Origin of the sequence: Pseudomonas sp. NPDC087639 (assembly GCF_044743385.1) — a bacterium.
Classification (GTDB): Bacteria; Pseudomonadota; Gammaproteobacteria; order Pseudomonadales; family Pseudomonadaceae; genus Aquipseudomonas.
Window position 1 is genome coordinate 20,983 of sequence record NZ_JBIUWI010000019.1, and the last position, 25,374, is coordinate 46,356.

21 protein-coding genes and 2 pseudogenes are annotated in these 25,374 nt (G+C 58.7%); 7 read left to right on the forward strand and 16 right to left on the reverse strand.

What is annotated here, in order from left to right; translation table 11 throughout:
* Positions 1–9: 9 nt before the first annotated feature.
* From ACIOVB_RS10575 to ACIOVB_RS10595, 5 genes and pseudogenes are all read right to left on the reverse strand, one after another.
* Positions 10–1,050 (reverse strand): alpha/beta fold hydrolase, encoded by a 1,041-nt coding sequence (locus ACIOVB_RS10575; protein ID WP_401267379.1) that lies wholly within the window; start codon positions 1,048–1,050, stop codon positions 10–12.
* 87 nt (positions 1,051–1,137) lie between these two features.
* Positions 1,138–1,572 (reverse strand): YqaA family protein, encoded by a 435-nt coding sequence (locus ACIOVB_RS10580; RefSeq protein WP_187678326.1) that lies wholly within the window; start codon positions 1,570–1,572, stop codon positions 1,138–1,140.
* The gene (locus ACIOVB_RS10585) at positions 1,572–2,018 is read right to left on the reverse strand and encodes a DUF411 domain-containing protein (protein ID WP_401267380.1); all 447 of its coding nucleotides are present in this window, start codon (positions 2,016–2,018) and stop codon (positions 1,572–1,574) included. The genes ACIOVB_RS10580 and ACIOVB_RS10585 overlap by 1 nt, the downstream gene beginning before the upstream one ends.
* A gap of 165 nt (positions 2,019–2,183) precedes the next feature.
* Positions 2,184–2,711, reverse strand: a pseudogene (locus ACIOVB_RS10590) (methyl-accepting chemotaxis protein); the annotation flags it as partial.
* A 333-nt stretch (positions 2,712–3,044) separates the two neighbouring features.
* A pseudogene (locus ACIOVB_RS10595) lies at positions 3,045–4,328 on the reverse strand (cache domain-containing protein); the annotation flags it as partial.
* A gap of 228 nt (positions 4,329–4,556) precedes the next feature.
* Between ACIOVB_RS10595 and ACIOVB_RS10600 the strand changes: the two are divergent.
* Positions 4,557–5,096 (forward strand): hypothetical protein, encoded by a 540-nt coding sequence (locus tag ACIOVB_RS10600; RefSeq protein WP_187678329.1) that lies wholly within the window; start codon positions 4,557–4,559, stop codon positions 5,094–5,096.
* A gap of 40 nt (positions 5,097–5,136) precedes the next feature.
* On the opposite strand, the gene ACIOVB_RS10605 is transcribed toward ACIOVB_RS10600, so the two are convergent.
* Genes ACIOVB_RS10605 through ACIOVB_RS10625 form a run of 5 tightly spaced genes read right to left on the reverse strand, consistent with a single transcriptional unit; the run spans position 5,137 to position 12,187 of the window.
* On the reverse strand, positions 5,137–6,060 hold the full coding sequence (locus ACIOVB_RS10605) for a GNAT family N-acetyltransferase (protein ID WP_401267382.1): 924 nt from the start codon (positions 6,058–6,060) through the stop codon (positions 5,137–5,139).
* Entirely contained in the window at positions 6,038–7,348 is a 1,311-nt protein-coding gene (locus ACIOVB_RS10610) for a phenylacetate--CoA ligase family protein (RefSeq protein WP_401267384.1), read from the reverse strand. Before ACIOVB_RS10610 ends, ACIOVB_RS10605 begins: the two co-directional genes overlap by 23 nt.
* A gap of 43 nt (positions 7,349–7,391) precedes the next feature.
* Entirely contained in the window at positions 7,392–9,797 is a 2,406-nt protein-coding gene (locus ACIOVB_RS10615) for an aldehyde dehydrogenase family protein (protein ID WP_401267387.1), read from the reverse strand.
* Position 9,798: 1 nt separating this feature from the next.
* Positions 9,799–10,929 (reverse strand): acyl-protein synthase, encoded by a 1,131-nt coding sequence (locus ACIOVB_RS10620; protein WP_401267390.1) that lies wholly within the window; start codon positions 10,927–10,929, stop codon positions 9,799–9,801.
* Positions 10,930–10,939: 10 nt separating this feature from the next.
* The gene (locus ACIOVB_RS10625; RefSeq protein WP_401267392.1) at positions 10,940–12,187 is read right to left on the reverse strand and encodes an MFS transporter; all 1,248 of its coding nucleotides are present in this window, start codon (positions 12,185–12,187) and stop codon (positions 10,940–10,942) included.
* 85 nt (positions 12,188–12,272) lie between these two features.
* On the opposite strand from ACIOVB_RS10625, the gene ACIOVB_RS10630 reads away from it, so the two are divergent.
* Positions 12,273–12,449 (forward strand): hypothetical protein, encoded by a 177-nt coding sequence (locus ACIOVB_RS10630; RefSeq protein WP_401267395.1) that lies wholly within the window; start codon positions 12,273–12,275, stop codon positions 12,447–12,449.
* Positions 12,450–12,460: 11 nt separating this feature from the next.
* Here the strand turns inward: ACIOVB_RS10630 and ACIOVB_RS10635 are convergent, their stop codons facing one another.
* On the reverse strand, positions 12,461–12,601 hold the full coding sequence (locus tag ACIOVB_RS10635; RefSeq protein WP_187678336.1) for a hypothetical protein: 141 nt from the start codon (positions 12,599–12,601) through the stop codon (positions 12,461–12,463).
* Positions 12,602–12,758: 157 nt separating this feature from the next.
* On the opposite strand from ACIOVB_RS10635, the gene ACIOVB_RS10640 reads away from it, so the two are divergent.
* The gene (locus ACIOVB_RS10640; protein ID WP_187678337.1) at positions 12,759–12,947 is read left to right on the forward strand and encodes a hypothetical protein; all 189 of its coding nucleotides are present in this window, start codon (positions 12,759–12,761) and stop codon (positions 12,945–12,947) included.
* A gap of 18 nt (positions 12,948–12,965) precedes the next feature.
* Here the strand turns inward: ACIOVB_RS10640 and ACIOVB_RS10645 are convergent, their stop codons facing one another.
* Complete coding sequence (locus ACIOVB_RS10645) at positions 12,966–13,343, reverse strand: fe2+ zn2+ uptake regulation protein (RefSeq protein WP_305443491.1); 378 nt, start codon at positions 13,341–13,343, stop codon at positions 12,966–12,968.
* A gap of 300 nt (positions 13,344–13,643) precedes the next feature.
* Here ACIOVB_RS10645 and ACIOVB_RS10650 point away from each other — a divergent pair, with 300 nt between their 5' ends.
* A complete protein-coding gene (locus ACIOVB_RS10650; RefSeq protein ID WP_401267399.1) occupies positions 13,644–15,989 on the forward strand; it encodes an acylase in 2,346 nt (781 codons plus the stop codon).
* A gap of 55 nt (positions 15,990–16,044) precedes the next feature.
* On the opposite strand, the gene ACIOVB_RS10655 is transcribed toward ACIOVB_RS10650, so the two are convergent.
* On the reverse strand, positions 16,045–17,046 hold the full coding sequence (locus tag ACIOVB_RS10655; RefSeq protein ID WP_401267401.1) for a FecR family protein: 1,002 nt from the start codon (positions 17,044–17,046) through the stop codon (positions 16,045–16,047).
* Between the two features lie 152 nt (positions 17,047–17,198).
* Between ACIOVB_RS10655 and ACIOVB_RS10660 the strand changes: the two genes are divergently transcribed.
* Positions 17,199–17,468: a PepSY domain-containing protein gene (locus tag ACIOVB_RS10660; protein WP_305443496.1), complete on the forward strand. Its 270-nt coding sequence runs from the start codon at positions 17,199–17,201 to the stop codon at positions 17,466–17,468.
* Between the two features lie 57 nt (positions 17,469–17,525).
* Here ACIOVB_RS10660 and ACIOVB_RS10665 read toward each other — a convergent pair whose 3' ends face one another.
* Positions 17,526–22,397, reverse strand: coding sequence for a dermonecrotic toxin domain-containing protein (locus ACIOVB_RS10665; protein WP_401267404.1), 4,872 nt, complete (start codon positions 22,395–22,397; stop codon positions 17,526–17,528).
* Between the two features lie 215 nt (positions 22,398–22,612).
* Here ACIOVB_RS10665 and ACIOVB_RS10670 point away from each other — a divergent pair, with 215 nt between their 5' ends.
* Positions 22,613–23,653 (forward strand): Ldh family oxidoreductase, encoded by a 1,041-nt coding sequence (locus ACIOVB_RS10670; RefSeq protein WP_401267405.1) that lies wholly within the window; start codon positions 22,613–22,615, stop codon positions 23,651–23,653.
* Positions 23,654–23,713: 60 nt separating this feature from the next.
* Here ACIOVB_RS10670 and ACIOVB_RS10675 read toward each other — a convergent pair whose 3' ends face one another.
* Positions 23,714–24,031, reverse strand: a complete 318-nt coding sequence (locus tag ACIOVB_RS10675) for a YqjD family protein (protein ID WP_187678344.1) — start codon at positions 24,029–24,031, stop codon at positions 23,714–23,716.
* 154 nt (positions 24,032–24,185) lie between these two features.
* On the opposite strand from ACIOVB_RS10675, the gene ACIOVB_RS10680 reads away from it, so the two are divergent.
* Entirely contained in the window at positions 24,186–24,440 is a 255-nt protein-coding gene (locus ACIOVB_RS10680; RefSeq protein ID WP_187678345.1) for a hypothetical protein, read from the forward strand.
* Positions 24,441–24,447: 7 nt separating this feature from the next.
* Here ACIOVB_RS10680 and ACIOVB_RS10685 read toward each other — a convergent pair whose 3' ends face one another.
* Positions 24,448–25,362 carry a LysR family transcriptional regulator gene (locus ACIOVB_RS10685; protein WP_401267409.1) on the reverse strand — a complete coding sequence of 305 codons (915 nt, stop codon included), beginning with the start codon at positions 25,360–25,362 and terminating at the stop codon, positions 24,448–24,450.
* Positions 25,363–25,374 lie beyond the last annotated feature (12 nt).

The following is a 25,374-nucleotide window of genomic DNA, read 5'->3' on the forward strand; positions in this document are numbered from 1 at the left end:
GCTACCTCATCAACGAACGGGATTGGTCTTGTCCAGCCAGCCGAGCAGTGCCTTGTGGAACTGCTCGGGTTCTTCCATCTGCGGAGCGTGGCCCATGCCGGGGAACTCCACCAGTGTCGACTGCGGGATCAATTTGGCCACTTGTTTGCCGAGCACGTCGTAGTGACCGATTTGCGCTTTCACCTCTGGCGGTGCCAGATCCTTGCCGATGGCGGTGGTGTCGGAGGTGCCGATGAGCAGCAGGGTCGGCATCTTCAGGTCCTTGAACTCGTAGTACACCGGCTGGGTGAAAATCATGTCGTAGATCAGCGCCGAGTTCCAGGCCACCTGGGTTTTGCCCGGGCCTTTGCTCAGGCCTGCGAGCATGTCGACCCAACGGTCGAATTCCGGTTTCCAGCGGCCATCGTAGTAAGTGGTGCGCTCGTAGTCGCGGATGCCTTGGGCAGTGACTTTGAGTTCGCGCTGATACCACTGATCCACCGTGCGATACGGCACGCCGAGGGCTTTCCAGTCTTCCAGACCGATCGGGTTGACCAGTGCCAGTTGATCGACCTGATCAGGGAACAACAGCGCATAACGGGTGGCGAGCATACCGCCGGTGGAATGGCCAAGGAGAGTGGCTTTCTGGATGCCCAGCGCTTTGAGCAATTGCTGAGTGTTGGTCGCCAATTGCTGGAAGCTGTACTGATAGTTGTCCGGTTTGCTGGAGGTGCAGAAACCGATCTGATCCGGGGCGACCACACGGTAACCCGCCTCGCTCAGGGCCTTGATCGAACTGTCCCAGGTCGCCGCGCAAAAGTTCTTGCCGTGCATCAGCACGACGGTGCGGCCGTTGGCCTTGCCGTGGGCGGCGACGTCCATATATCCCATCTGCAGGGATTTACCCTGTGACTGGAAGGCGAAATGTTTAAGCGTGTAAGGGTATTCAAAGCCCTGCAACTCCGGGCCGTACGCCGGGCCTTCGGCCGGGGTGGCTGCAGCATGGGCAAACAGGGGCAGGGCGGCGGTAAGGAACAAGCCCGGCAGCCAACGGGAAATCGTGACAGACATAAGGTCAAACTCCGTTTGAAATCGGCCGATGCTGAAATGGCCGGATTAGGGCGACGTTAAACACAGGCAATCTCCGGGCCTGAATGTTCAACCGAGCCAGCCCAGCGTCAGCATGGCCAGTACGGCATAACGTGCGCCTTTGGCGAGGGTGACGATCAGCAGGAAACGCCCGAGCGGCTCGCGCATCACGCCCGCAATCAGGGTCAGTGGATCGCCAATGATCGGCAGCCAACTGAGCAACAGCGACCAATGCCCGTAACGCTCATAGTGCTTGCGAGCCGTGGCCATGTGCCTGGCGCTGACCGGAAACCAGCGTCGATCCTGAAAACGCTCCAGCTCCCGGCCCAGCCACCAGTTGACCAGCGAGCCGAGCACATTGCCCAGCGTCGCCACCGCCAGCAGACCCCAGAGCCAGTAACGGTCGCTGACGATCAACCCTACCAGCAAGGCCTCCGACTGTAGCGGCAACAGCGTCGCCGCGCCGAATGCCGCAAAGAACAAGCCGATGTAAGCAGCGCCCATCAATGGGCCGGGTAGTCCGCCACCACCACGTCAGCGCCGTCCTTTTTCAGGCCGATCACTTGATAGGCATCGCTCATGCCGTCCATTTCCATGCCGGGTGAGCCCATCGGCATGCCGGGTGCGGCAACGCCGAGCAGATCGTCACGCTTGCTCAACGCCAATACCTGTTCGGCCGGCACATGGCCTTCGACGAATTTGCCGTTGATGATGCCGGTATGGCAGGAGGCAAGGCGCGGCGGCACGCCATGTTGTTTCTTGAAGCTGCTCATGTCGCTTTCGACGTGGTCTTCGACTTTGAAACCGTTGGCTTCCAGGTGGCTGATCCATTTTTTGCAGCAGCCGCAGTTCGCGTCGCGATGCACTTCAATGGGGATCAGGTCGGCGGCTTGCGCCAACGAGGAGATGAACAGGGCGCTCAGGGCGACCAGGCGCAGGTGGGTTCGCATGATGGGCTCTCGACTTGGATGGCAGCCAAAAAGAACGCAGTTTGACCGAATTATCCTGTCTCGCATCAACGCAATGTTACAAGTTGATACAGCGCAGGCTGGCAGGATGATCGTAGATCAACCCTGACAGCCTGCTGAGCGAGAGATTACAAATTTGTCAGAGACTCAACTTACCTTGAACCGCCCCATGATCGCACTCACGCGACTATTGGCTTCCAGCAGCTGACGGGTGTTGAGTTCGCTGGCCTGGCCGCTTTGCACCAGTTCATCGACCATGTGCCGGATCTGCACCATGCTGCGGTTGATCTCTTCGGTCACTGCACTCTGTTGCTCGGCGGCGGTGGCGATTTGTGTGCTCAGGCTGTTGATGTGGCTGACGGAGCCGGCCATTTCATCCAGCCCGGAGTTGACCCGTGCCGTGGCATCGGCGGCCGATTGGCAACTGGCTTGGGTGTTTTCCATGGCACTGACCGACGAACTCACCCCTTGGGTCAGGCGAGTCAACATCTCGTTGATTTCCGATGTGCTGGCCTGGGTGCGGGCGGCAAGGGCACGCACTTCGTCAGCCACTACGGCAAAGCCACGACCCTGCTCGCCGGCACGGGCCGCTTCGATGGCGGCGTTGAGGGCCAGCAGGTTGGTCTGCCCGGCAATTGCGCCGATCACCCCGAGGATCTCGGTGATGCGCTGGGCGTCCTGTTGCATGTTTTCAACTTTGTGGGTGGCGCTGGCCACTTCGTCGATCAACGCCACCACGCTGTTGGTTGCTTCGCCCACCACCACCCGCGAACGGTCGGCGTTTTCGTTGGCGCGCTGGGTGAACGCGGCGGTTTCAGCGGCGTTCTGCGCCACGCTCTCGGCGGTCGAACTCATTTCGGTGATAGCGGTAACGGTCTGATCGGTTTCCGAGGCATGCCGTAACAGGATCTGGCTGGTGTGCGCCGAAGTGCGCTGCAGGTTGTCCAGACTCGACGCCATGGCGCCGGTGGCCTGGGTGACCTCGCCGATCATGTTTTGCAGGTAAGTGATAAAGGTGTTGACCGAATGGCCGATGGCGCCGAGTTCGTCTTCGGCGCGGATGGTGATGCGTCGGGTCAGGTCGGCATCGCCGCTGGAGAGCAGGTCGATGTTGGCTTTCAAGGCTTTCATGCGCTGCACCAACTGGCGAATCGCATAGAGTTGCAACAGCACCAGCAGGATCACCATCGGGATCTGCAACAGGCTCAGCGTGCTGAGCACGTCGTCGCGCTGGGCGGTGAGCATTTTCGTCGGCAGGGCAGTGGCGAGGAACCACGGCGTGCCTTCGATCGGGCGCATGAAGAAGGTGCTGGCTTCACCGTTGTTGTCGAACTCGACACGTTGCGCCTGATCGCGGTTTTGCAGGCCGGTTTTGACTTGACTGGCGAAGGTGGAGCTGGCGGCCAGTTCGCTGATGTTCTTCAGCACGATCGGGCCACTGATGCGCGAACTGTTGCTGATGATCTTGCCGTCGGCCTCGACGATCAGCATTTCAGCGTTGAGGTCTTTTTCCTTGCGAGCCACCAGGTCATTGAAGAAGCCCAGTGTCACGTCGATGGTCGACACGCCCCAGGCGTTGCCGTTCTTCTGAATGGCCATGGCGCAGTTGGTGCGCGGCTCGGCGCTGGCGTCGTCCTTGTAGGCCGCGGCCCAGGCGCACTGACCGCGTGGCGTAGCCATGCCGCCCTTGTACCAGCTCTGGTCGTAATAGTTGGGGGCCGCGTCACTGTTCCAGAACGTGTTGACCGCCAGTTTGCCCGAGGCATCGCGGTGCCAGAAGGTGCTGAACTTGTTGCGCCCGGTTTCACGTTGGCCCGGTAGAGGCCAGATGCCGCCGCCGAACACCTTCAGCTCGCCGTACTGATCCACCAGACCTGGCAACACCGAGTCGATGGCCGCGCTGTCGAGCAGTGGGATGGTCTGGGTGATGCTGCGCTGTTGCGCCTGAACCTTGTTCAGTTCGCCCTGAATCTGTTCGGCGACTTCGGCGATGCGGTTGAGCACTACCTGTTCTTCGGTATGACGCAGCTTGGGAGCGACCAGTTGGCTGATGCCAACCACGGTCAGTACGGACAACAACAGAATGAACAGAACCAGAAACAGCGTGTAGCGAGCCTGAATGGTGCGGAATGCGGGCATGGAGACCGGTCCTTGAGCTGCGTTTCTTATTAGGGGGCGTGGGGTAAACAGTGGGGGTATGCCTAACGTATCGTCGCTATATCGAGAAGCTTTAGGTACAGACGTACTAAAAAGACGCGACCCGATGGCCGGGAGGTATCCGGGTTGATACATACAAACTAACCAGGCGGTTCGTTAGTGCAAAAAGCCTAATGAAAATTGTCTGGAAGAGAACTTGCGGGCCAGCATTTACGGGCGTTTGTCGATTTGTATCGAGAATGTACAAGAATTGTAAACGGATGCATGAAAAGAGTTGGTGCCATTAGTTGGCCGGTAGATACTTCTGCGCATTCAAGTCGATCAAAAGGACATTTTCATGCTCGTCTTCCAAGGAGCTTACCCATGACTATCGGCTACACCGGAGCCTGGCAAAGCAAGGCAGGTCTGTTGGTACAGGACACCGGTACTCGCGGAAAACCGGTAACGCAAAGCGCCAAGGTCAAGCAAATGCTGAACCTGGTGGGCAATGATCCCAACGCGCTCAACATCGCTGAAATGGACAGGCAAAAGCTGCACAAGAACGTCAAGGGCTTCGATCCGGAAAACGTCTCGGCCAAAAGTCTGGGCAATCTGAGTGCTTTTCTGCGCGGACGTGGATTGATATCCGAGATCACCGCCATGACGCTGCTTAATGCTGGCGACAAGTTTGATCGGTTCGGCGTGCCGAAAGACCCCGACGCCAAGTTCAACGCGCTGGAATATTTCGCCACGCAGTTGGATACCATCCAGACCAACAACATCAAGGGCGACAAGTACGCCAATGGCCTGATCCCTGAATACAAAAAGGCCATCTATGTGTTGCAGAACCTCAAGACCTACGGCATGGGTAATGGCCGCAGCGTAGCAACACCGAACGATAAGGGTATCAGCGCCAAGGCCTGAGTTTTGAAAACGGCCCGGTCGCCAGGAGCGGGCCGTTTTTTCAATGCCAGGTGTCTGCGGTTTGCAGTTGCATCTGATCGTGCAGACGTTGCATGTTCGGGCAGTGCAGCGCCAGCGCACGCGGGTGCATACCCCGATGGAAAAGCGCCAGCCATCCCCCTTCATTTCCGTCAACGGGTGCCAGCCCGGTAAACACAAATCCAATGGCCGCCAGTCTGTCCAGGTCGCGGGCAAAGTGCTGCGACAGCCCGAGCCGGATAGAAATCAACCAGTGCTGCGGCAGTCGCCGTATCTGTTTTAGCAGGACAGGGTCCAATTCCTTGATTCGCATGTCATGCCGATTGGCGTGTTGTTCAAGTTGAATCGCCGGGCCACGCCATTGAATCATTTGCTCCTGTGTACCGAATACCCGACACAGATGCTGCATGAAGGCCCGGCAACTGGCCGGCCAGGTCTGCCTGGGCAAAGGGCGTTGATAGCCGTCGATGACGCGACAGCCCAGGACAATCGATTCAGGCGCCGGGCTACCGAACGGTGAGGGCACGTAATCCGGCAACAGTCCGGTGTTGTGGAAGCCGAGGGTGGTTGCCATGCGTTGCGTGTACGGATGATGGGTCACCTGTTTGATTGATACGTCGTGACAGCCAAGCGCTTGTGCGTGCGCCAGCAGTTGCTGGCCCAGGCGCGTGGCGATGTTTTGCCCGCGGGTATCAGGATGTACGGCGCTCAATGCCAGTTCGGCGGTGTACGAGTTTGTGTCGCGAAACAACGTGGCGTGGCCGCGAATCTGTTGCCCGACCACGGCGACAAGCGAGTGCCAGCGCTTGTCGGCGTGGTTCTGGCTGATCAGATGCGGCAGGTACACATGGGGCTGCACGTAATGGTCGCCATAGACTTGCCGGAAAAGTTGGCTGACGGCCGTCGCATCGGTTTCGCGATAGTTACGCAGGATCAACTGTTCCATCGGCCAACTCCTTGTCGTTGTGTTCGTAGCGGCGCAAATCCAGCACGCGCAGGCATTTGCCCGAGCGAGGATGGCGTGGCAGATCTTCAAGCGTGCAACAGCGCACTTGCAGATCCAGAAGTTGGTCTGCCTGCAGTTGCGTGATCAACGGGTACAACTCGATAAGCCCGGCCTCCAGCCCCAGGTTGACCTCGGCCATGGTGGTGGATTGGGCGGTTGCCACCCATTTGAGGCTCAATACGTCCTTGTGCGCGACCTGTTCTATGACCAGTTGCCAGTCGTCACTGGCGGCGGTGCGTCGAACCAGTTCGGCGAGTTCATCAGGGATCAGCGACAAAATACCCACCCGCACCCTTTGGCTGTTCGCGCTGCGGCCCTTGAGTGCGAATTTGCGCTGCGCAGTGCCGGCGGGCTCGCGCCAGCAGGCACGGTCGCCAACCGGGTAACGAATCAACGGCATCAGGCGCCGGTTGAAGTTGGTGATCACCAACAAGCCCGCGTGATCGCACGCCTCGATCACCTCACCGGACTGTTCGTCGATGATCTCCAGAAGGGCGTGACCGTCATGCATGCGATGCCCGCCATCGGCACAGTCGCGATGGTTAGCGCCGATGAAGCCGGCATCGACGCTGGCGTAACCGATAGAGCTGATGCGCGCATTGGGAAACGCCCGGTTGAGGAGGTGGCGCTGTGAAGCAAACAGACTTTCTCCACCATAGAGCAGGGTATCAACGCCGGGCAGTGTCTGCCCCCGATGCTTGAGCCAGCTCGCAAAAGTCAGCAGGTGGGCGGGCAAGCCTGCCAGCACATTGATCCGATTCTGCATGATCGCTTCGGCCAGAACGGCCGAATCGACATCGCCAGTGAATGGAAACTCGGTGATATTTTCAGCCACATTTGCAAGGGAGTCGTGGATGAACAGGAAACTGGCGTAGAGATCACCTGCAAAGAACAGGTTGGCCACTCGGTCACCGGATTTGAATTGCCATTTCAGGCTGCTACCGAACTCACGCACCAACCGGCGCCATTCATCCCGGGTATACACCGAAAGTTTGCCTGCACTGTTTGAACCGCCGGTTTTAAATACCAGTGCCTGTTCTACCGATCCTGTCAGAACCGGCCAATGACTGAGGATCTGACTGTCGCTCCAATATTCAACCGGATCAATCAGGGGTAGTTGTGTGAGCGATGTAATTGTGTCGGAAATATCAGCGAAGTGTTTCCCATAGTAGTGCGAGTGATGACGAGCAAACGTTATCAACTCGTTTACGGAATCAGTTGTTTTCACAGCGTTCTCTTTTTCAATAAAGGGCTAATCGAATTCGTGGTTTTTATTGACGTCGCGAATCAATCAATAACGGTGTTTTGCCGCTGTGTTTGTTTCGCGTGAAGTTTTGCGTGGCGCAGACCTCAACTTCCAGAACCAACAGAGCGGTTTCAATAACGGTCGCCAGCGTCGGGTAATTTGCTAACCGGGCCCGGACTTCCTGTGCGTTGAGCTCGCTACGCAGTTGCATGCGCTCGAGGCCGTCGGGCGCATGATCGAGCAGCAGTTGAAACGGCACTTGCAGGTGCGACGCCAATTCGCTCAATGAAATGAAGTCGGTGCCGATGCGGATCAGCTTGCCGTGGCGTTGCAGCAGTTCGAAGCGCGGTGAGGTCAGTCCACAGGCGCAGGGGCCGGACAACCAGCGTCCGCTGTCACCGACGTCGTACCGCTGAACGTGCTGCCCTTCCCGTGCGATGGAGGTGAACAGCAGTCGGCCGATTTCATCGCCAGCGACGGGGCGATCATCGTCGAACGCGACGATTTCCAGATGCTGGGTGTCGGTCATCAGATGGAACACGCCATCGCCTGTCGCTTGGCAGGCGTGACCGAGGGGGCCGGCGTCGACGCTGCCGTAGATCGCCGAGCGGATGCTGGACACGCCGCAACTGTGCAGCAGTGTCCGGCTCTGTTCGCTCAGGTGCTCGCCGCCGAGATACACCTTGTCGATCCCGCCATAGGCTTGCAGTCGTTGCCGTTCGTTGAGGAACAGGCGGTGCAGAGTACTTGGCATACCCATCAGTACGGTCACGCGCTGATCGACGATCAGTTGGGCGATTTCACGGTAATCATCGTCGGTCGGGGCACCCATGGGCAGGTGCGTGATGTCGAGCAGTTCGAGCACTTTGGCAAAGCTCAGAAAGCCGCCGTACAGCCCGCCACAGAAGAACAGATTCATTACCCGATCCCGCGATGGGTCGAGGCCCGCGGCGAACAAACCGTCGGCGGTTGCGCGCATCTGTCGCTGGAAATCACGATGGCTGTAACCCGACAACGCCGGTGTACCGCTGCTGCCTCCCGAACGGAAATACAACTGGGCTTGTGCGTTGATCGGCTGGGCGATGAACGCTTCTTTGTTCATGATCGGCCGGCCGGGCAGCAACGCGGGCGTTGCCGTGCGGTCGAGGGTGACATGGTTTGCCAGCGCTGCGGCAGGCAAGCTGACAGACACGCGCCGGCTGAGCCGTTGCAACGCATAGACGCCATCGTGCGGTTCGCCGTCATAGCCATCGTGGATGCCGTCGACTGGCGCGATACGTGTCACACCGGCAGAAATCAACGTCCGGGCCAGTTCGCCGATGTGCGAGTCGGCGCACAGCAGGGCACAGCTTTGCAGGACATTGCGCCATGGCAGCAGAGAGGCAGTGATCAGCGCTCGGGGCACGGGATGCAGCAGCACACTGCGAAACAATGGCGAAGGACCGAGTTGGCGCTCATGTGCCCAGATCACCCGCCAGCCTGGTGCGCTCCAGACATGGCCGGTTTGATCGGCAAAACTTTGCGCCAGCCGGGACATTTGCATGTGCGTGGTGATTTGCGACGCCTCTTGAGGCGTGGGCAGCAGTGCCGGCCATTGCCCGCTGCGCCGTTCGAAAGCCGCAGCCAGGCGTTCACCGATGTCGCGCAGCACTGCCGGGTCGTCGCTGTCCACCAACAACCATTGCGGGCTTGAGCAGGCCTGCTGATCCAGCCGACAGACTTCATCCGCCACAGCGTCCAGGGCCTGCGGCGTGGCGGCATCGGCTGTCAGGTAGACGAAGCTGATGCGGTGTCCCCAATCGATCCAGCGGCAGCCCGCTGGAATCTGTTGACGAATCGCTTGCAGGGCCGATTCACCGCCCCAGGCCGCGACACCGTTGGCGCGTTGGCACAATCGGCCAATCTGCGCAGTGCCGACCGGCAATACGGCAACGTAACCGGCGAGTTGTCCGCTCGGGTCGCATTGCTGCAAAGCGTCGAGCAGTCGGGCGGTCAGATGCTGATCGCTGCTGCTGGGGCGCAACCAATTGACGTTGCCCGCCAGCAGGCTTTCCAGTACCGCGCAGAATGCCAGCAGCGGCGCGTTACCCGGGGTGATGTGCACCACCAACCCGAGCGGACTCCAGCATTCGAAGCGCGCTTGGCGATAATCGATCCGGCGCAAAGAGTCGGGCTGCGAGCCGAGTTCGCGTTGCAGTTTGACCTGCAATTTTTCCGCGGCGCAGAAGTCGATCAGGCTCTGTCGTTGTTCGGTATCGAGTGCAAACGCGTCGGGGGTGTCGCGCAATTGCTCGGCAAAGCGTGTGGCGGCCGTCACCACGGTGCTGCTTTCAAGCGGCGTACTCAGGTGCTGCGCAAGATCCTGTTGCAGGCATTCAAGTGCGTCCTCGAAGTTGTAGGTGTCGTGCAGATGCCCATTTATCAAATACATCTCAGTGCCCCCCCAGCAATTCGGCTGCCGCCATCGCGCAGCTTCTGCCCGCCGTTGTACCGGCGCGGCCATGCAGTTCGAACCAGTCGTTGGCCAGTCCACAGCCGCAACTCGCGCCGGGGTGTAGCGTGGCCAGGTCACTCATCACGACGGCATGCGCAGGGCTGGACGAGATGTAGGGTGAGACAAAGCTCAGCAATCCTTTTTGACCGTAGGGCAGGAGGGATAAATCTGCCGGATTGCGAACAAATACCTTCGAATAGACCGGGACATGGAAATGGTGCCGAGTACATTCGATGTAAGGCACGGCGTGCTCGACGGCGCCGTAGCCATCGCGACAACGGGACGTTTCAATGCCCAATTGCCGGTAGATGCGGGCATAGAGCTGCTGTCTGGGGATCTCGTCGGCGGCCTGGGTTTTCCAGCCACCACCGAAGAAGGCCAGCGAGTCTGCGGGCAATTGAATATTGCCCACGCCGGTGTCCTGCATGCGTTGCAGGGTTTGCCAGAGAAAGGCCGGAAAGCCGAGGATGCGCACCGGCAGACCTTCTTCGGCGAACGACTGCAAGGCCTGGATGACGCCGAACACGTCGAATTGATGCCCGTTACCATTGTTGCGCAGGGCGTAGACCACGCGATGGGGAGGGGCGAAACGACACAGAAACTGATCGGTGAACGAGGTCCCCAAGGTGATGCGACCTTGCGGCTCATAACTGAGCAGCAGGTAGTTGCACGGCGTGTCCGGGGTGTCCCAGCCGTAGTGACGGAAAATCTGCGCGACCATGAATTGGGCGGCGGCCAGGCTGCGCTCGTCATAGCGCATGCGACTTTTCTGGCCGCTGGTGCCGGAGGACGTCAATTCCAGAGCGTCTTCACCAACGCTGCTGAGCAGCAGTTTTTGTTTGAAGTAGTTGGCAAATATCGGCGGCAGGCGTGACCAGTCATCGAGACTCTGCAGATCGTGCGCGTCGAGTCCATTCGCATTCAACCAATGTTCGTAGCCGGGTGTGTGCTGGCAGTGAAACCGGCTGATTTCGGTCATGGCCTGGTTGAACAGGTCAGGCGGCACCGAATCCGCGCAATAGGGGTGTGTCAACGCGCAGAGCGCGTCACTTGAGGGTAAGTGGATCATCAATATTCCTTTATCGAATTGGACCGGAGGCGGTTTTTGCGCCATGCAAGAAGCCGTGCAGCAAGGGCAGGCACAACAGGCCGCTGAGCGCGGCACACAGGGCGAATAATTCAAGGCGAGTGCCACCGCCGATGGCGGCAATGATTGAGCCGCCGATGCCCATCACGGCAATCGAGATCATGCCGATCATGGCCGAGACCAGACCTTTGCTGTCGTCCGTGCTGAACAACGCCAGGCGATACAGCGCGGCATTGCTGATGCCCAGTCCCACGGCGTATAGCGCCAGACCGGCCACCACTGGCGCCAGGCCAGCGCCGAGCAACGCGCAGCCCATCAGCGCCAGCAGGCCCAGGCAGAGCGGCCAAAGCGCCAGTCGAATCAAGCGGGGTAGCGTGTGAGTGACCAGCAAGCGGTCGAGGATCAGATTCCCGGCAATAACGGCTGAGAAGATCGGGATTTGCCACAGGCCGTATTGCAGGGATGTCAGGCCCGACACCTGGATCAGCAGCAACGGCGACAGCCCGATCCACGCGATCAGCGGCAAGCTCATCAGGCCCAGCGCGAGGCTTGCGCCAAGGAACCTGCGGTTGCCGAGCAGGGCAAGGTAGCGCTGTCGCGTCTGAGCAACGGAGAAAGCGCGCGACGCTGGTTGGCACCCATCCCGGCGCACAACGCCTACGGTCTCCGGCATGCAGGCGTAAAGCCCCAGCCAGACGGCACCCGCTATCAAGCCCAGACCCAGAAACAATTCGCGCCAGGTCAACCATTCCAGCAGCAGGCTGCCGAGTAACGGGCCAAGTAACGGTGACAGCAGCGCGACATTGCCGAGCAGAGCCATCAGGCGCACGGCATCCGCCTCGCAGAATACTTCTTGGAGCGCCGGATAACTGACCGCCACGACAAAACCCAGGCCCATGCCTTGTACAAGACGCAGCAGATTGAACGCTTCAATGCTGTTGGTGATGAATGCCGCTGTACAGGACGCGGCGAACAGCGCGCAGCCGCAAAGCAATACCGGCCGTCGACCCCATTGGTCCGACACCGGTCCGATCAGCCATTGCAGGCAGACTCCTCCCAACAGATAAAGATTGAACGCGTAGGGAACATGATGGGCATCCGCTTGTAATTCTGCGGTGACGTTCAACATGGCCGGCATAATCAAGTCGCTGGCCATATAGGTCAGTAGTTCAAAAACGGTAAGCGCCAGACAAAAGCCGATCAATTGTCTGGGGCCGATTTTTATTAATGTTCTGTGCATGGACATCCCTGTTTAAAGTCTCGAAAGAGTTGCCAGAGACTAGGTGCAGATGTTCGCGTCGCCTAACGCTTTGCTGAGACATTAAATGTCCAATGCTTTCAGGTTGTTTAATGGATCCAATATTTCCGTAGTGCCGGAAGTTGCCGGCGGTTGGCAAGTTCCGAGGCAAAAAAATGCCCGCGAAGTGGCGGGCATTGTTTTCAAGTTGATCGGGGTTGTGGCGCTCCTGCCCGGTACATTTTTGGCCGGGCGGGCGGGGTGAGTTGTGCTGTTCTAGCGGTGTTGATAATAGCCAGGGCCTCCCTGGTAAAAACGATGATGATCGCCATGCCCACCGCCGTGGGGGAAGATGATGCAACCACTCAGGGTCAGCAGGGCGAGAACGGGAATCAGCCAGGTGATTCGACGCAGCATTTGAAAGTTCCTCATGGTAATGCCGTCATGAAGCCAAAACTCTTCATCGGCTGTAACATGAGACCCCGATTGCTGCGGCGCATCCCCGTAAAACGGTAAGTGCATGGCATGCAAGCGGATACAAACCGGATACATTCCAAAGTTTCAGGAAACCGCAATGACCCAGAAGCAACGCTTGATTTATTCGATTTTGATCGCCGTGTCTGTGCTGGCGATCATGCTCGGCCTGTCCTGGCTGCAAAACGCCGGGAAGATCGATGAAAAGACGTTCCAGTACATCGCCATTGGCGTGGCAGTGGTCGTGGTGATTATCAACGGCGTGATGCGCCGCAAGGTCAAACCCTGACGGCGATCGCCAAGCGCTTCAATCGTTGTTGAGGACGGCAGCAGCCTGTGGATGCAGGCTGTAGCTCTTGTCCGCATTGAAGGTGATCACCCCCTCGGCGCACAAACGTTTGAGCACTTCGCGCACACTGAGGAAGGACAGCGGAATATCCAGGTCCAGCAATTGACTGTGGACGCCGCGCACGCCCAGGCGACGGTCGCTTTGCGCCGCAACCAGCAGGGCATCGATGACTTTCAGACGAATCAGGCTGGTGCGCAGCCCGAAACTTTTCAGCAGCAGGCGGATGCGTTCGTTGCCGTGACGCTCGACGCGTTGCCCGAAATCGCTCGCGTGGGGGCTCATGGAAGCTCCTTTTGGGGCCTGGCTACCGTCCGTTGGTAGTTGCGAGTTGTACATGCGATTACTCCTTTTCAGAGCCTGATCGGGAAAGGTTTTTGTGAACTCTCTAAACAAGACGTATCAGCTCGACAAATCATGAAAGAAAAAATGTAGAAAATTTGTCGGAAATTCGTCTTTTGCTTGTAATCACTGCCTTAACGCCCTGTGGCGGGCTAAATTTTTTTTCTCCGGCTTCGTTCTCAGGACAGGCTCATTGCGCGTGGACGCGTGGGTGTTTCCAGAGTGGATCCGCTGCCCGGCATGTTTTTCGCGCGGCAACGCCAGATCCGCTCTTCGGTATTTCGATCAGGAGCGAGCGTGATTATTTCCAGGCAATTAACCGGAGTGACCCTAGCCGGTATGTTTTTCGGGCTGAGCCTGTCCGCTCAGGCGTTCAGCCCGGCCGTCGATACCAGTGCACAGATCCGCCGTACCGGTTTTGGTGTGCCGCATATCCGGGCTCAAGATGAACGCGGTCTTGGTTTCGGCATCGGTTATGCCTATGCACAGGACAACCTGTGTTTGTTGGCCAACGAGATCGTCACGGTCAACGGCCAGCGTTCACGCTATTTCGGCCCGGATCAATTCACCGTCGAGCAGCGCGAAAACCGCGTCAGCGATGTGTTCTTCACCTGGCTAAACACCCCTGAGGCGGTCAAAACGTTCTGGCAGGCACAGCCTGCCCAGGTGCGTGATCTGGTCGAGGGTTATGCCGCCGGCTACAACCACTACCTTGCCGAACGCCGACCGCAAGGCTTGCCGCAACAATGTCAGGGCGAGTGGGTGCGTGACATAGCGCCTGAAGATCTGGTGAAGCTGACCCGTCGCCTGTTGGTCGAAGGCGGTGTCGGCCAGTTTGCCGAAGCGCTGGCGGGTGCCACACCGCCACAGGCGACGGCGCAGGTTGAGCACGATGCACACGCCTACCAGATGGCGGACGCCCGCCAGCAGCGCTTTGCCCTCGATCGTGGCAGCAACGCCGTGGCGGTGGGCAGTGAGCGTTCGTTCAACGGTCGCGGGATGCTGTTGGCCAACCCGCATTTTCCGTGGGTCGGCGGTATGCGCTTCTATCAAATGCACCTGACCATTCCCGGCAAACTGGATGTCATGGGGGCTGCCTTGCCGGGTCTGCCGATGATCAACATCGGCTTCAACCAGCACCTGGCCTGGACCCACACGGTCGATTCCTCCAAGCACTTCACGTTGTATCGCCTGCAACTCGACCCAAAAGACCCGACGCGATATCTGCTCGATGGCCAATCACTGCCGATGAGCAAGCAGACGGTGACTGTGCAGGTCAAACAGGCCGACGGGCAGGTGGTACCGGTCACGCGCGACATCTACAGCTCGAAATTCGGGCCGATTGTGCAATGGCCGGGCAAACTCGACTGGGACAATCAGTTCGCCTACAGCCTGCGTGATGCCAACATCGATAACGATCGCGTGCTGAAGCAGTGGTATGCAATGAATCAGGCCGCCACGCTCCAGGATTTGCAGGATTCGGTGCACAAGATTCAAGGCATTCCGTGGGTCAATACGCTCGCCGTGGATGACAAGGGTCAGACGCTGTACATGAACCTGTCGGTGGTGCCGAACGTCAGTAATGAAAAACTGGCCAAGTGCAGTGACCCGCGCGCCGGTACGCGGATGATCGTGCTGGACGGCTCCCACAGTGGCTGTGCCTGGGACATCGACCCGCAAGCCGCGCAGAAGGGTATTTATGCTTCCAGCCAATTGCCGCAATTGCTGCGCAAGGACTTCGTCCAGCACTCTAACGATTCCGCGTGGCTGGCCAACCCGGCGCAACCGCTCACCGGCTTCTCGCCACTGATCAGTCAGGAAGGGCAGCCTTTGGGTCTGCGTTCCCGGTTTGCCCTCGATCGCCTGGCTGGCCTGAGCAAGAAAGGTTCGGTGGCGGTGAAGGATCTGCAGCAGATGGTGATGGACGATCAGGTGTATCTGGCGAGCCAGGTCGTGCCGGATCTGCTGAAGTTCTGCGCAGCGGATCTTGGCGCCGACGCGCAAGCACTGAAGCCGGTCTGTGCCAGCCTTAAGGCGTGGGACGGGCGGGCCAATCTGGATTCGGGTCTGGGTCTGGTGCATTTCCGGAACATCATGCAAACGTTGCAAGAGTCAGCGGATATCTGGCGCGTTGCTTTCGATCCACAAGATGCGCAACACACACCGCGCGGTCTGGCTGTCGAGCAGCCAGCGGTGGCCAGGCAATTGCGCGCAGCAATGCTGGCGTCGGCCGAACTGGCAGGCAAGATGGGCCTCACGCCGCAAACCCGTTGGGGGGATATCCAGGTGGTCAGCAGCGGCGGGCAGCAGACGCCGATTCATGGCGGGCCGGGCACTTTGGGGATCTACAACGCGATCCAGAGCGTGCCACGCGAGGACGGCAAACTTGAGGTGGTCAGCGGCACCAGTTACCTGCAAGTGGTGACGTTCGATGACAAAGGGCCGCACGCACAAGGATTGCTGGCGTTCTCATTGTCCAGCGATCCGGCATCGAAGTATTCGCGCGATCAGACCGAGGCATTTTCGAAGAAACAGTGGAGTGTGCTGCCGTTTACCGAACAGCAGATCAAGGCCGATCCGCAGTATCAAGTACAGACCATTCGTGAGGCGGTGGACAAGGCGGGGAAAGTCGCCGCGCAGTAAACACGGCATGACCTGAGACACAATTGAAGGCCGCATCCCGAAAGGGGTGCGGCCTTCAGTTTTTTGGCGGTTGTTGCGGCATCGGATTGATCACTGGGTTGCCTTCCTTGTTGCGTGTCAGGTAGACGGGCAAGACTTTTGGCAGGGAGTTGGCCAGGTTGTTCAGCTCTTTGATGTTGTAGATGCCGCCCACCCGAATCAAACCGGTACTGTTGTCAGCCAGCATCAACGGCTTGTCCAGGTAACGGTTGATCAGCGGCAGGGCATCATTGAGCGCCAGATTGTCCAGCACCAGTTTGCCATTGCGCCAGGCCAGCGCAGTGTCGTTGGCGTAGGTCTGGCTGATCTGCGGTATGTAGTCGCCGTGTCTGTAACGCGCCTGCATGGCTGGCCCCAGACTCAACCCATCGCCCGGCAAAGCGGTATTACTTTTCACCAGCACCGAACCTTCGATCAGGTTCACCCGCACTTGATCCTCATACATCCAGACGTTGAACCGCGTGCCGGTGACGCGGATCTTGCCTTCACCCGCACGGACGACAAACGGGTGCGCCATGTCGTGACTGACGTTAAAGAACGCTTCACCCTTTTTCAGCGTGACCCGGCGTTCGTCCTTGTAGTTGCTGAAGGTCAGATCAGTGTTCAGGTTGAGTTCGAGTTGGCTGCCGTCGTTCAAGGTGACCTGGCGCACATTGTCGGTGGCCGAGAAGTGCTGATAGCTGTTGGGCACCCAGCCGAGGTTCCAGCCTGTAAAAGCGGCCAGCGGCAATGCCAGCGCGCAGACACCTGCGGCGATCGCGTATTGGCGCCACGCGCGCGAAGGCTGGCGAATCGGCACAGCGAGCGTCGGTTCCGGCCGAGGCAAGTGCTCGGCAACGTCCCAGATTTCCAGCATGGCTTCATACTCGAACGCATGCAGGGGATGCGCATCGTGCCATTGTTCGAATGCGCGACGCTCTTCGTCCGTGCAGTCGACAGCATGCAGACGCATGCACCAGTGCGCGGCGGCATCGGTGATCGCATCGTATTCGGCTTCCGAGAGAGTGTCTTGGGTCATTGACTCGTCCTGATTTCGCGCATTCTAACCTTGCCGGGAAGTCACCGAGAACAACCGTCATGGCATTTGCCCATCAAAGTGGAACTTATTTTTCGCTCAGGCGCCCAAAAAACAGGACGCCAATGACCACTATCCACAAATGGAGTGAAAAAATGATCAAGAAGACTTTCGCCGCCCTGATTGCTACAGCCACTTTGCTGACTGCGGGTGCAGCGCTGGCGGACAAGCCGGGGGCTGGCTGGATTACCATCGAAAAAGCCATCGAAACAGCCAAGACCAAGGCCGGTTACGTGGAGATTTACAAGATCGAGGCGGATAACGATGGCTACTGGGAGGGCGAAGGACGTAAAGCGGACGGCGTCGTCTATGAGTTCCGTATCGACGGTGCGTCGGGCAATGTGTTACGTGACCAGAAAGACTGAGTTGCGTGTTTGACTGAATGCGCAGGCTTAACCGCCTGCGCATTTTTTTTGCGTGTTTCAGGGCTGTGGCACCGGATCCAGTTGCCGGCCCATCTCACAGATCAGCCGGGCGATGGAATCTGCGTTGCGCAGAATCACATCGATGCGCACATCCGCTGAGTTCTGATCAAGAAACGCATTGCGTGCTTCGTTCATGGTTGGGCTGGATGTCAGGGTAAGTATCGATTTGCTGAGGTCCTCAGCCCCCGGGATCTTGTCCAGACTGACGTACGAGCCTTTCTTTTTACTCCAGCGCGCAAACAGTTCGTCGCGGGGCGTCGCGAGTGACAGTGCCTGGGCCTGGAACGTTTCCAGTTCGTGTTTCATGGCCAATCCGTACAACGTAAAGGTCGTTATCAGGTCGTGAAAAGGGCGACGCGACTCCAACGTGGCGAAATCTTCGGCCTTGGAATATTGATGAGCGAACTCGTGGATCAATATCGCAGCTTGAGCATGGCCATCAATGTCGAAAGGTTGCCCCAGTATCGATTTATACGAATCCAGTTGTTGGTTGAAAAAGTTTTCGGTGAAATGAACCATCTTGCGGTCGTCGTTGCTCAGCACGAACGCAATGATCGATGAAAAGAATGTATTGGAGCCGACAACGAAGCGATCGGTGTTCATCAGGTCATCGTCGGGATCCACTAACGCCTGGCAAATGGGCACAATCGCTTGGTTGAGTTTGCGCAACAACCCGGTATCAACTTGCGTGACGCCAAAAAACACCCTGAGGAATCCGTCCAGGCGGGTACCGGGAACATTAGCTTTCAACTGGGCCAGGTTATGAAGGCAATTGAATGCATAAAAGCGCGCAAGATCGACAGCGTGCTGAATGACTTGCGCCTTCTGTGGATGATCGCGGCGTATCTGCGCCATGCCAATCGCTTCGATGTTCAACATTGTCCTGCGATCCATCTCCACGGCATAACGCTTGTGCAGTTTGGAGATCGCTTTGCCGTAGTGCACTGCATGACGATCGGGCGCCAGCAAGAGACGCGACCCCGTCAGCCTTAATGACGGACCGGGCTGTTGATCGTTGACGATCTGCCAGACTGCGCCCGGTTGTTCGACACGATGGACCTTGCCGGCAATGGCGGTGTAGGTGTGTTTGCTGGTCGGATCCTCGTAAGTGCCGTTCTTCGTGTCCCGTTTGAGATCCTCGAGTGCTACAGCCGATGTTTCAAATGGCTGTAACTCGGTGCGCAGGGGTGAGGTTGTCCGGATCTGCGACCAGGTGGGGGCGACCACTTCGGGCGGGTTCGTCGTCGTGTCGGCGACGTCGCTGCTACCTTCGGGTCTGATTGGGGGGGGACTCGGTATTTCGGCTGTCGTTTGCGCAGGCGTTTCGCTGCTGGCCTGCGTTGCCGCAGAGTCTTCGATCGCCAGGCGCCCCAGAGTGATCATTTGCAGGCCACCGGCGATAAACGATTTCAGGGCTTGCGTCCAGTGATGATCCTGCAGATTTTCCGCCGAGTCCTTGAAGTCTTTGTAAGCCTGCCAAAGAAACGTTACGTACGAGAGTTTGCCCGGCAGCAGGCCCGAGATCAGGCTGGCGCCATGGCTGAACAGTTTTTTCGCCGCGTCCCAATCGGCTTGGGCGGTGCTTTTGGACTGGCAACTCAACAGTTGCGGCAGTAGCTTGAGGTTGTCGCTAAAGAACCGGTGTAAAAGATTGCCGGTGATGGTGTTGCCCGACAGCGTCATCTCGCTGACTTGGCCGGCGCTTGATCGCAACAGCCCCCGAAACACCGATTGCTGTGTCTGCGGCAGGCGGCGAATCACCAGATCCTGAAAAGTGCCCGGTGTGTTCACTGCCGCGATCAGGCTTGCCTCGTCGGCGAATTCACGCAGCAGTTGTTCCGCGTAAGGCACATAGACGACCCGCGGCCCGGTATGGCCGCTGCCCGGTCCAATGACGTACACGCCCAACGCTTCCACGGCTGCTGCGCCTGCGGTTTTGACCAATGACAACGGATACACAAGCGCATGGGCACCTTCAACAGTGGTGCGCGCTATGCCATCCGGTATGTCCAACACCTGGCAGAGGTAGTCGAAGGCGCTGCCGGAGAGTTGTTGTTGCAGTTTCAATCCATGGGCATGTTGCAGCAGTTGCCAGGGGATCTGGCGAATGAAACGCTGTTTGCGCTCTTTGGCCTCAGGGTGGCCATCGGTGAGTGCGTCCGTTATCGATTTGGCGAAGGTTGTGGGGATGTCCAGCGACAGCAACAATTGCCTGACCGTCGCTTGCTCCAGACCGTCCGGGAGCTGTTTGAGGGTTTTCGAGGCGACTGTGAAACCGGTGCCCTGGGCAATGTTGATATGATTCAGCGCAAACTCGGTGAGGGGGCGGGCAGGCCCGGCCAAAGCCAGATTGGGCGTGATTTCGATGTCTTGCGGTTCCAGTTTGCTGTCTTTGAATCGAGTGTCGAGCAGTGACTTCAACGTTCGATTGACGTAGTCGTCCAGCGAAGGCATGCCGCTGAGGTAGTCCTTGTGGTCGACCACGCTGTGACGCCATTGCTCAAGCAGTTCGAGGTGTATTTGCTGCTCGCCAATGGGTGCCATGCCTAACCAGGCAGGAAGCGCCTGCTGTTGATTGATGGCCTTCGCCAGGTGAATGGTGCGCAGCAGATTGGTATCGATGGCCGTATTGGTCAGAGTGGCCAGCGCTGAAGTCAGTCCGCTTCGGCCTTTGAAGCGCTGACGAAGCTCGTCACACCGTGCAATGAAGTGCTCGATGCCTGATTGCACCAGGTTGTGCAGCACATTGTCTTCGATCAACCGCAAGGCACCCAAGGTGTATTGCTGATGGAATCGGCGTTCTTGTGGAAGCAGATTTTCCAACAGTGACAGGCGCCCCGCGCTGTCCTTGAGCCTTTGATTCAGCGCCAGTCGCGCTACTGCGATGCTGTTAAAAGCTTCCAGTCCAAGCGCGGGCGTCCACACAATCACTTTTCCTGAGTGCAAGTCGTCGAGGCCACCACGTTCGGTCAGCAACACACAGTGGGCTAGCGTCGATGAATCCTGACCGCCGGGAGTGTCCAGTGTGATCGACCAGGCATCGGGCCGAAAACCGTTGAGTGAACGCCGATTGTCGCGGCAGGGCTGATCGGAGTGGAACACGGTATCGACGATCATCTGTTCGGCGGCTTTCAGTGAACCACTGAGCACGCGCAAGGCCGCTTCACCCGTCACCCCGACAAAGAGTGAATGAGCCAGTCGTGATTTCATGTTTTCCAGGTAGCTGCGTTGTGCGTCGACGCGGGTCACGGGCTGGACTTTGAATGAACTGGTGAGCAAGGGCTCGATTTCTTCGCAGGTTCTCGCGACCGCTGCGGCTTTCTGCACCCGCACTTCGGACGGTTGTTGAACACCCGCCAGCACTGGCCGTGTGGTCCAGCGCTCACCGGCATCGAGCTCCAGCAGGCGTTCATGAATCATGGCGCGAATATCCAGAGCCTTGTCGAACATGGCATGGATGTCTACGGCTCCGTCGCTGTGACGGAACACTTGCAAGGCATATTCGATGCTCTGTCTCTGTTTGGTGATGATCGCCTCAAACAGCACTTTGAAAATCTCGCCGCCAACGCTTTCTCCGGTCACCTGCGGCCGGTCGAAGCCGATAAAGCGTTTGCGCTCTTCAAGGTCCAGCAACCCATACAGTTCGTCCTCGTGGCCGGGTGCGCGGAACTTGCTCAACACGGTTCTTTTCAGGTCGTTGTAATCGGCTAGCACCTGCAGCCCCATGGTCGGGGTGTAAAGACAAACGTCGGTCTGGCTGATCATCAACGAGCCTGCCAGTTCGACAAAGTTGGGTTCGTACTCCCACAGGCGCACGGTTTCGATGGTCGGGCGACGGGTTGGCAAGGCCGCGGGGCGAATCATCTGATGCAGGATGGCGAACTGGCTGGCATCGATGACGCCGGCTTCGCGTTTGAGCATCAGCTCGGCGCGTGCCTGATCTTCAAGGGCCTCACCGAAGAATTCACGTCGCGAGGCGCCCGTCCTGGCGGGGTCGTCCCAAAAGCGCTCCATTTCGCCAAACAGCAATATCTTGAGTTTGCCCGATGCCTGTTGCAGAGCGTTTTCCCATATCGCCTGATCGCCTGCGAACGGTGTATGCCTTGGGTTGGAAAACTCATGCAGCTGGTCAATCGGCCAACGTTGATGCCGATAAAGCGTCAGCACCGCATCGCTCAGACTCGTTGAGTCGTGCCAGTGTCTGGCCGCCGCCGGGACACTGTCTTTGATGGGCGCGTCGGTGTAGAAATTGACCCGGGTTTGGGCCTGTTTGATGTGGGGGAAATCGGCCTTCAACAGATCGTCAAGGATCGCCTCCACCAGTGACGTCAGCGAAGGCAATTGCTTCAACTCGGCCAGCATGGCTTCGGCGTTCAATTGCTGGCACGCGAGAATGGCGGCCTGCTGATGCTCGAACACATCGCCGTCGATGGTTTCGTACGTCAGCGTGACGCTCCCTTGCTCGACAACCTGTCTGCGCTGGGCCAGCGAGAGAAAGGCCAATGTCTGATCCTGCTCATCAGCGTCCTGCAAGCGCTTCTCAAGTAACGTTTTAAGCGTCGCAAGGCTGTCGTATTTCTTGATGCCGTCGTAAGGGGTGTACAGGATCGCGCCCTTGTCGTCGGGGGTCTCGGTGAGTATGAAACTACCGGCCAGGGTGATGGCGGTCGCCGGGCCGGCTGCGATACGAATTTTTTGCGCGACCATGGATGGGGATTGCTTGTTGCGCAGCGCCTGTGTGGCCAGTTTTACATGGGCCAGCCAATCGAAATCCTTGCCGTTGAGCTTGTGGGTTTGCCCCAACGCTTTCCTCTGGCCGGGAAAATTCAGGGTTTCGGGGAAAAGCAACGGGGCGGCGGGATCGGGCATCTTCGACTCTCGGTAATGGCGCGCTCGGCGCGAGAAAGGAGGGCCAAGACTAGGAGGAGAGGTCGACGCCGAGGTGGTAGATAGTTATCGCTTGGCAAGTGTTGCAGGCATTGCTGCCGTCGAAGGGTTGACAGGGGGCGGGGGCGGCGTGGTTAATCGCTGGGCAAGTTGTCCGTACGCTGTTGTTCCCTCCAATAATCATTCTGGAGCTTCAGATGTCTGCGCCACACAATTCTGTGTCTTCTGCTGTCTCGTCCTCGTTAACCCTCGAAGCGCTGACGCAAATGCTTGAAACGATTTTTCTGCGCCATGGCACGTCCACCGAAGTCGCCCAGGTGCTGGCCGCCAACTGCGCCGGAGCCGAACGCGATGGCGCCCACAGCCATGGCGTATTCCGGATTCCTGGCTACGTCTCGACCCTTAACAGCGGCTGGGTCAACGGGCACGCCGTGCCTCAGGTTGAAGATGTTGCCAGCGGGTTTGTGCGTGTCGATGCCGGCAATGGTTTTGCCCAGCCTGCGTTGGCAGCTGCGCGGCCTTTGCTGGTGGAAAAGGCGCGTAGCGCCGGGATCGCCGTGTTGGCGATTCGCAACTCGCATCACTTTGCCGCGCTGTGGCCGGATGTCGAGCCTTTCGCCGATGAAGGACTGGTGGCGCTCAGTGTCGTCAACAGCATGACCTGCGTAGTGCCACACGGCGCCGATCGACCCTTGTTCGGGACCAATCCGATTGCCTTTGCCGCGCCACGGGCCGGTGCCGCGCCGATTGTCTTTGATCTGGCGACCAGTGCCATCGCCCATGGCGACGTGCAGATCGCTGCGCGCAAAGGCGAAAGACTGGCGCCCGGGATGGGCGTGGACAGCCTCGGTCAGCCGACCCAGGACCCCAAGGCAATTCTTGAAGGCGGGGCGTTGTTGCCGTTTGGCGGCCACAAGGGCTCGGCGCTGTCGATGATGGTTGAGCTGTTGGCGGCGGCGTTGACCGGCGGCAATTTTTCTTTTGAATTCGATTGGTCAAACCATCCCGGTGCGAAAACACCGTGGACCGGGCAGTTGCTGATCGTGATCGACCCGAGCAAGGCGGCCGGGCAGGGTTTTGCCGAGCGCAGTGAGGAACTGGTGCGGCAGATGCACGGGGTTGGGCTTAAACGATTGCCGGGTGATCGTCGGCATTTGCAGCGGGCGAAGTCGCAGGTCGAGGGTGTCGTGCTGGATGAACAGACACTGGTGCAGTTGCGGGAACTGGCCGGTTATTGAGTTTTCCGCAGACATGAAAAAGGCGAGCCAACAGGCTCGCCTTTTTTATTACGCTGAGGCTCAGCGACGGCCAAGCAACAAGCCGACCACCAGACCGAAACCGGCGGAGATCGCCACGGTCTGCCAAGGATGACCGCCGATGTAGCTTTCGGTGGCCTCGACAGCGGGTTTGGTGCGGTCGCGCACGCTGGAGACCGAATCCAGTGCCTGTTGCAGCTTCAGGGCGATTTGCCCGCGCAGGCTCTCCGCTTCTTCGCCGACCAGTGATGCGCTGCTCTTGAGCAGTTTGTCCGACTCTTCGATCAGAGCCTGAAGTTCGCTGAAGGCTTGATCCTTGATTTGCTCTTCGGCGGCTTGCACGGCGGATTTCCGGGCCATTGGGTGACTCCTTGCAGTTGAATGGACAGTGATCAATGGAGTGTGGCGCTTTGTAAAAAGTTGCACTGAATTTAGGTCAGGAATAAAAACCTGCGCGGGAGATTTCCGTCGAGCGTGTAAGATGTCGCCATTTTACGCAGCAGGATAATTCCCCATGAGTTTCAATCTGGCCGACAAATCCCTCGCAGAGCGCGCCGCGCTGGAAGACGAGAAATCCCGTCTGTTCGAACTCTGGCAGAACAATCTGGGCAAAGCCAAAGGTGAAGCCGCGCGCTTGTTCGGCGAACGCGCCAAGCGCAAGGGCAAATGGGCCGAGTGGGTGCGCGCGGAACTGGACGGCATGTCGCCGCCGGAGTTTGCCAACATGGTGCGCAGTGAAATCAATCGTTTGATGGCGGCGAGCAAGTAACGTCGTTTCAGCCCTGGGTGAAGCACGCGACAATCGCCTCGCGAACCTTCACCACCACCGGATCGATCTGCGTGCTGGTGCGCCAGCCCAGTTCGATCGGGTAGCGCGGCAAGGCCAGTGGGCAGGGCAGCAGCGTCAGCCCGTTGAGCGCGGCGATGCCCTGGGCGGCATGCGTCGGAATCGTCGCCACGGCCTGGCTGCCCTTTAGCAAATACGGCAACGCAGCAAAATGCGTGGTCGAGGCGCACACCCGGCGACTCAAGCCCAACGCCGCCAGCCCTTCATCGGTGATCCCGATAAAACCACCCGACGACACCAGCAGGTGATCGCGGGCGACGAACTCCTCCAGATCGATCTGCTGCTGGCCGGGCGCAAGGCTCGCCGGGTCCACCAGGCACGCATAGCCCCCTTCACCCAACACCTGACGGCTGAGCAAGCGTTCGGCAAACCCGCCGGCGGTGATTGCCAGATCGATGCTGCGCTCCATCAGTGCGCGAGCGACGATCTGGCTGTGGGTCTGGCGGAAGATCAGCCGCAGCTTCGGTGCGCTGCGGGCGAGTTCCTCGATCAACCGTCGGCCGTAGGCAATTTCGAAGTCGTCCGATAGCCCTACGGTGACCGAACGACCGTCGTAGTGATTGGCCGCCGGATCAATCATCGCCAGGCTCTGCCGGCATTTGTTCAGTGCATCGCTGACCACCGGTTTCAACTGATTGGCTTTAAGCGTCGGCGCCAGTCCGCGTCCGGTGCGCACGAACAATTGATCGCCATAGACATCCCGCAAACGCCGCAGCGCCGCACTAACCGCCGATTGCGTCACGCCAAGGCGCAGTGCGGCGCGGCTGGCGCTGGATTCCTCATGCAGGGCTTCGAAGACTTTCAGCAGGTTGAGGTCGACTTCGACGATATTCATATGGCTCATATCATTCAGCAG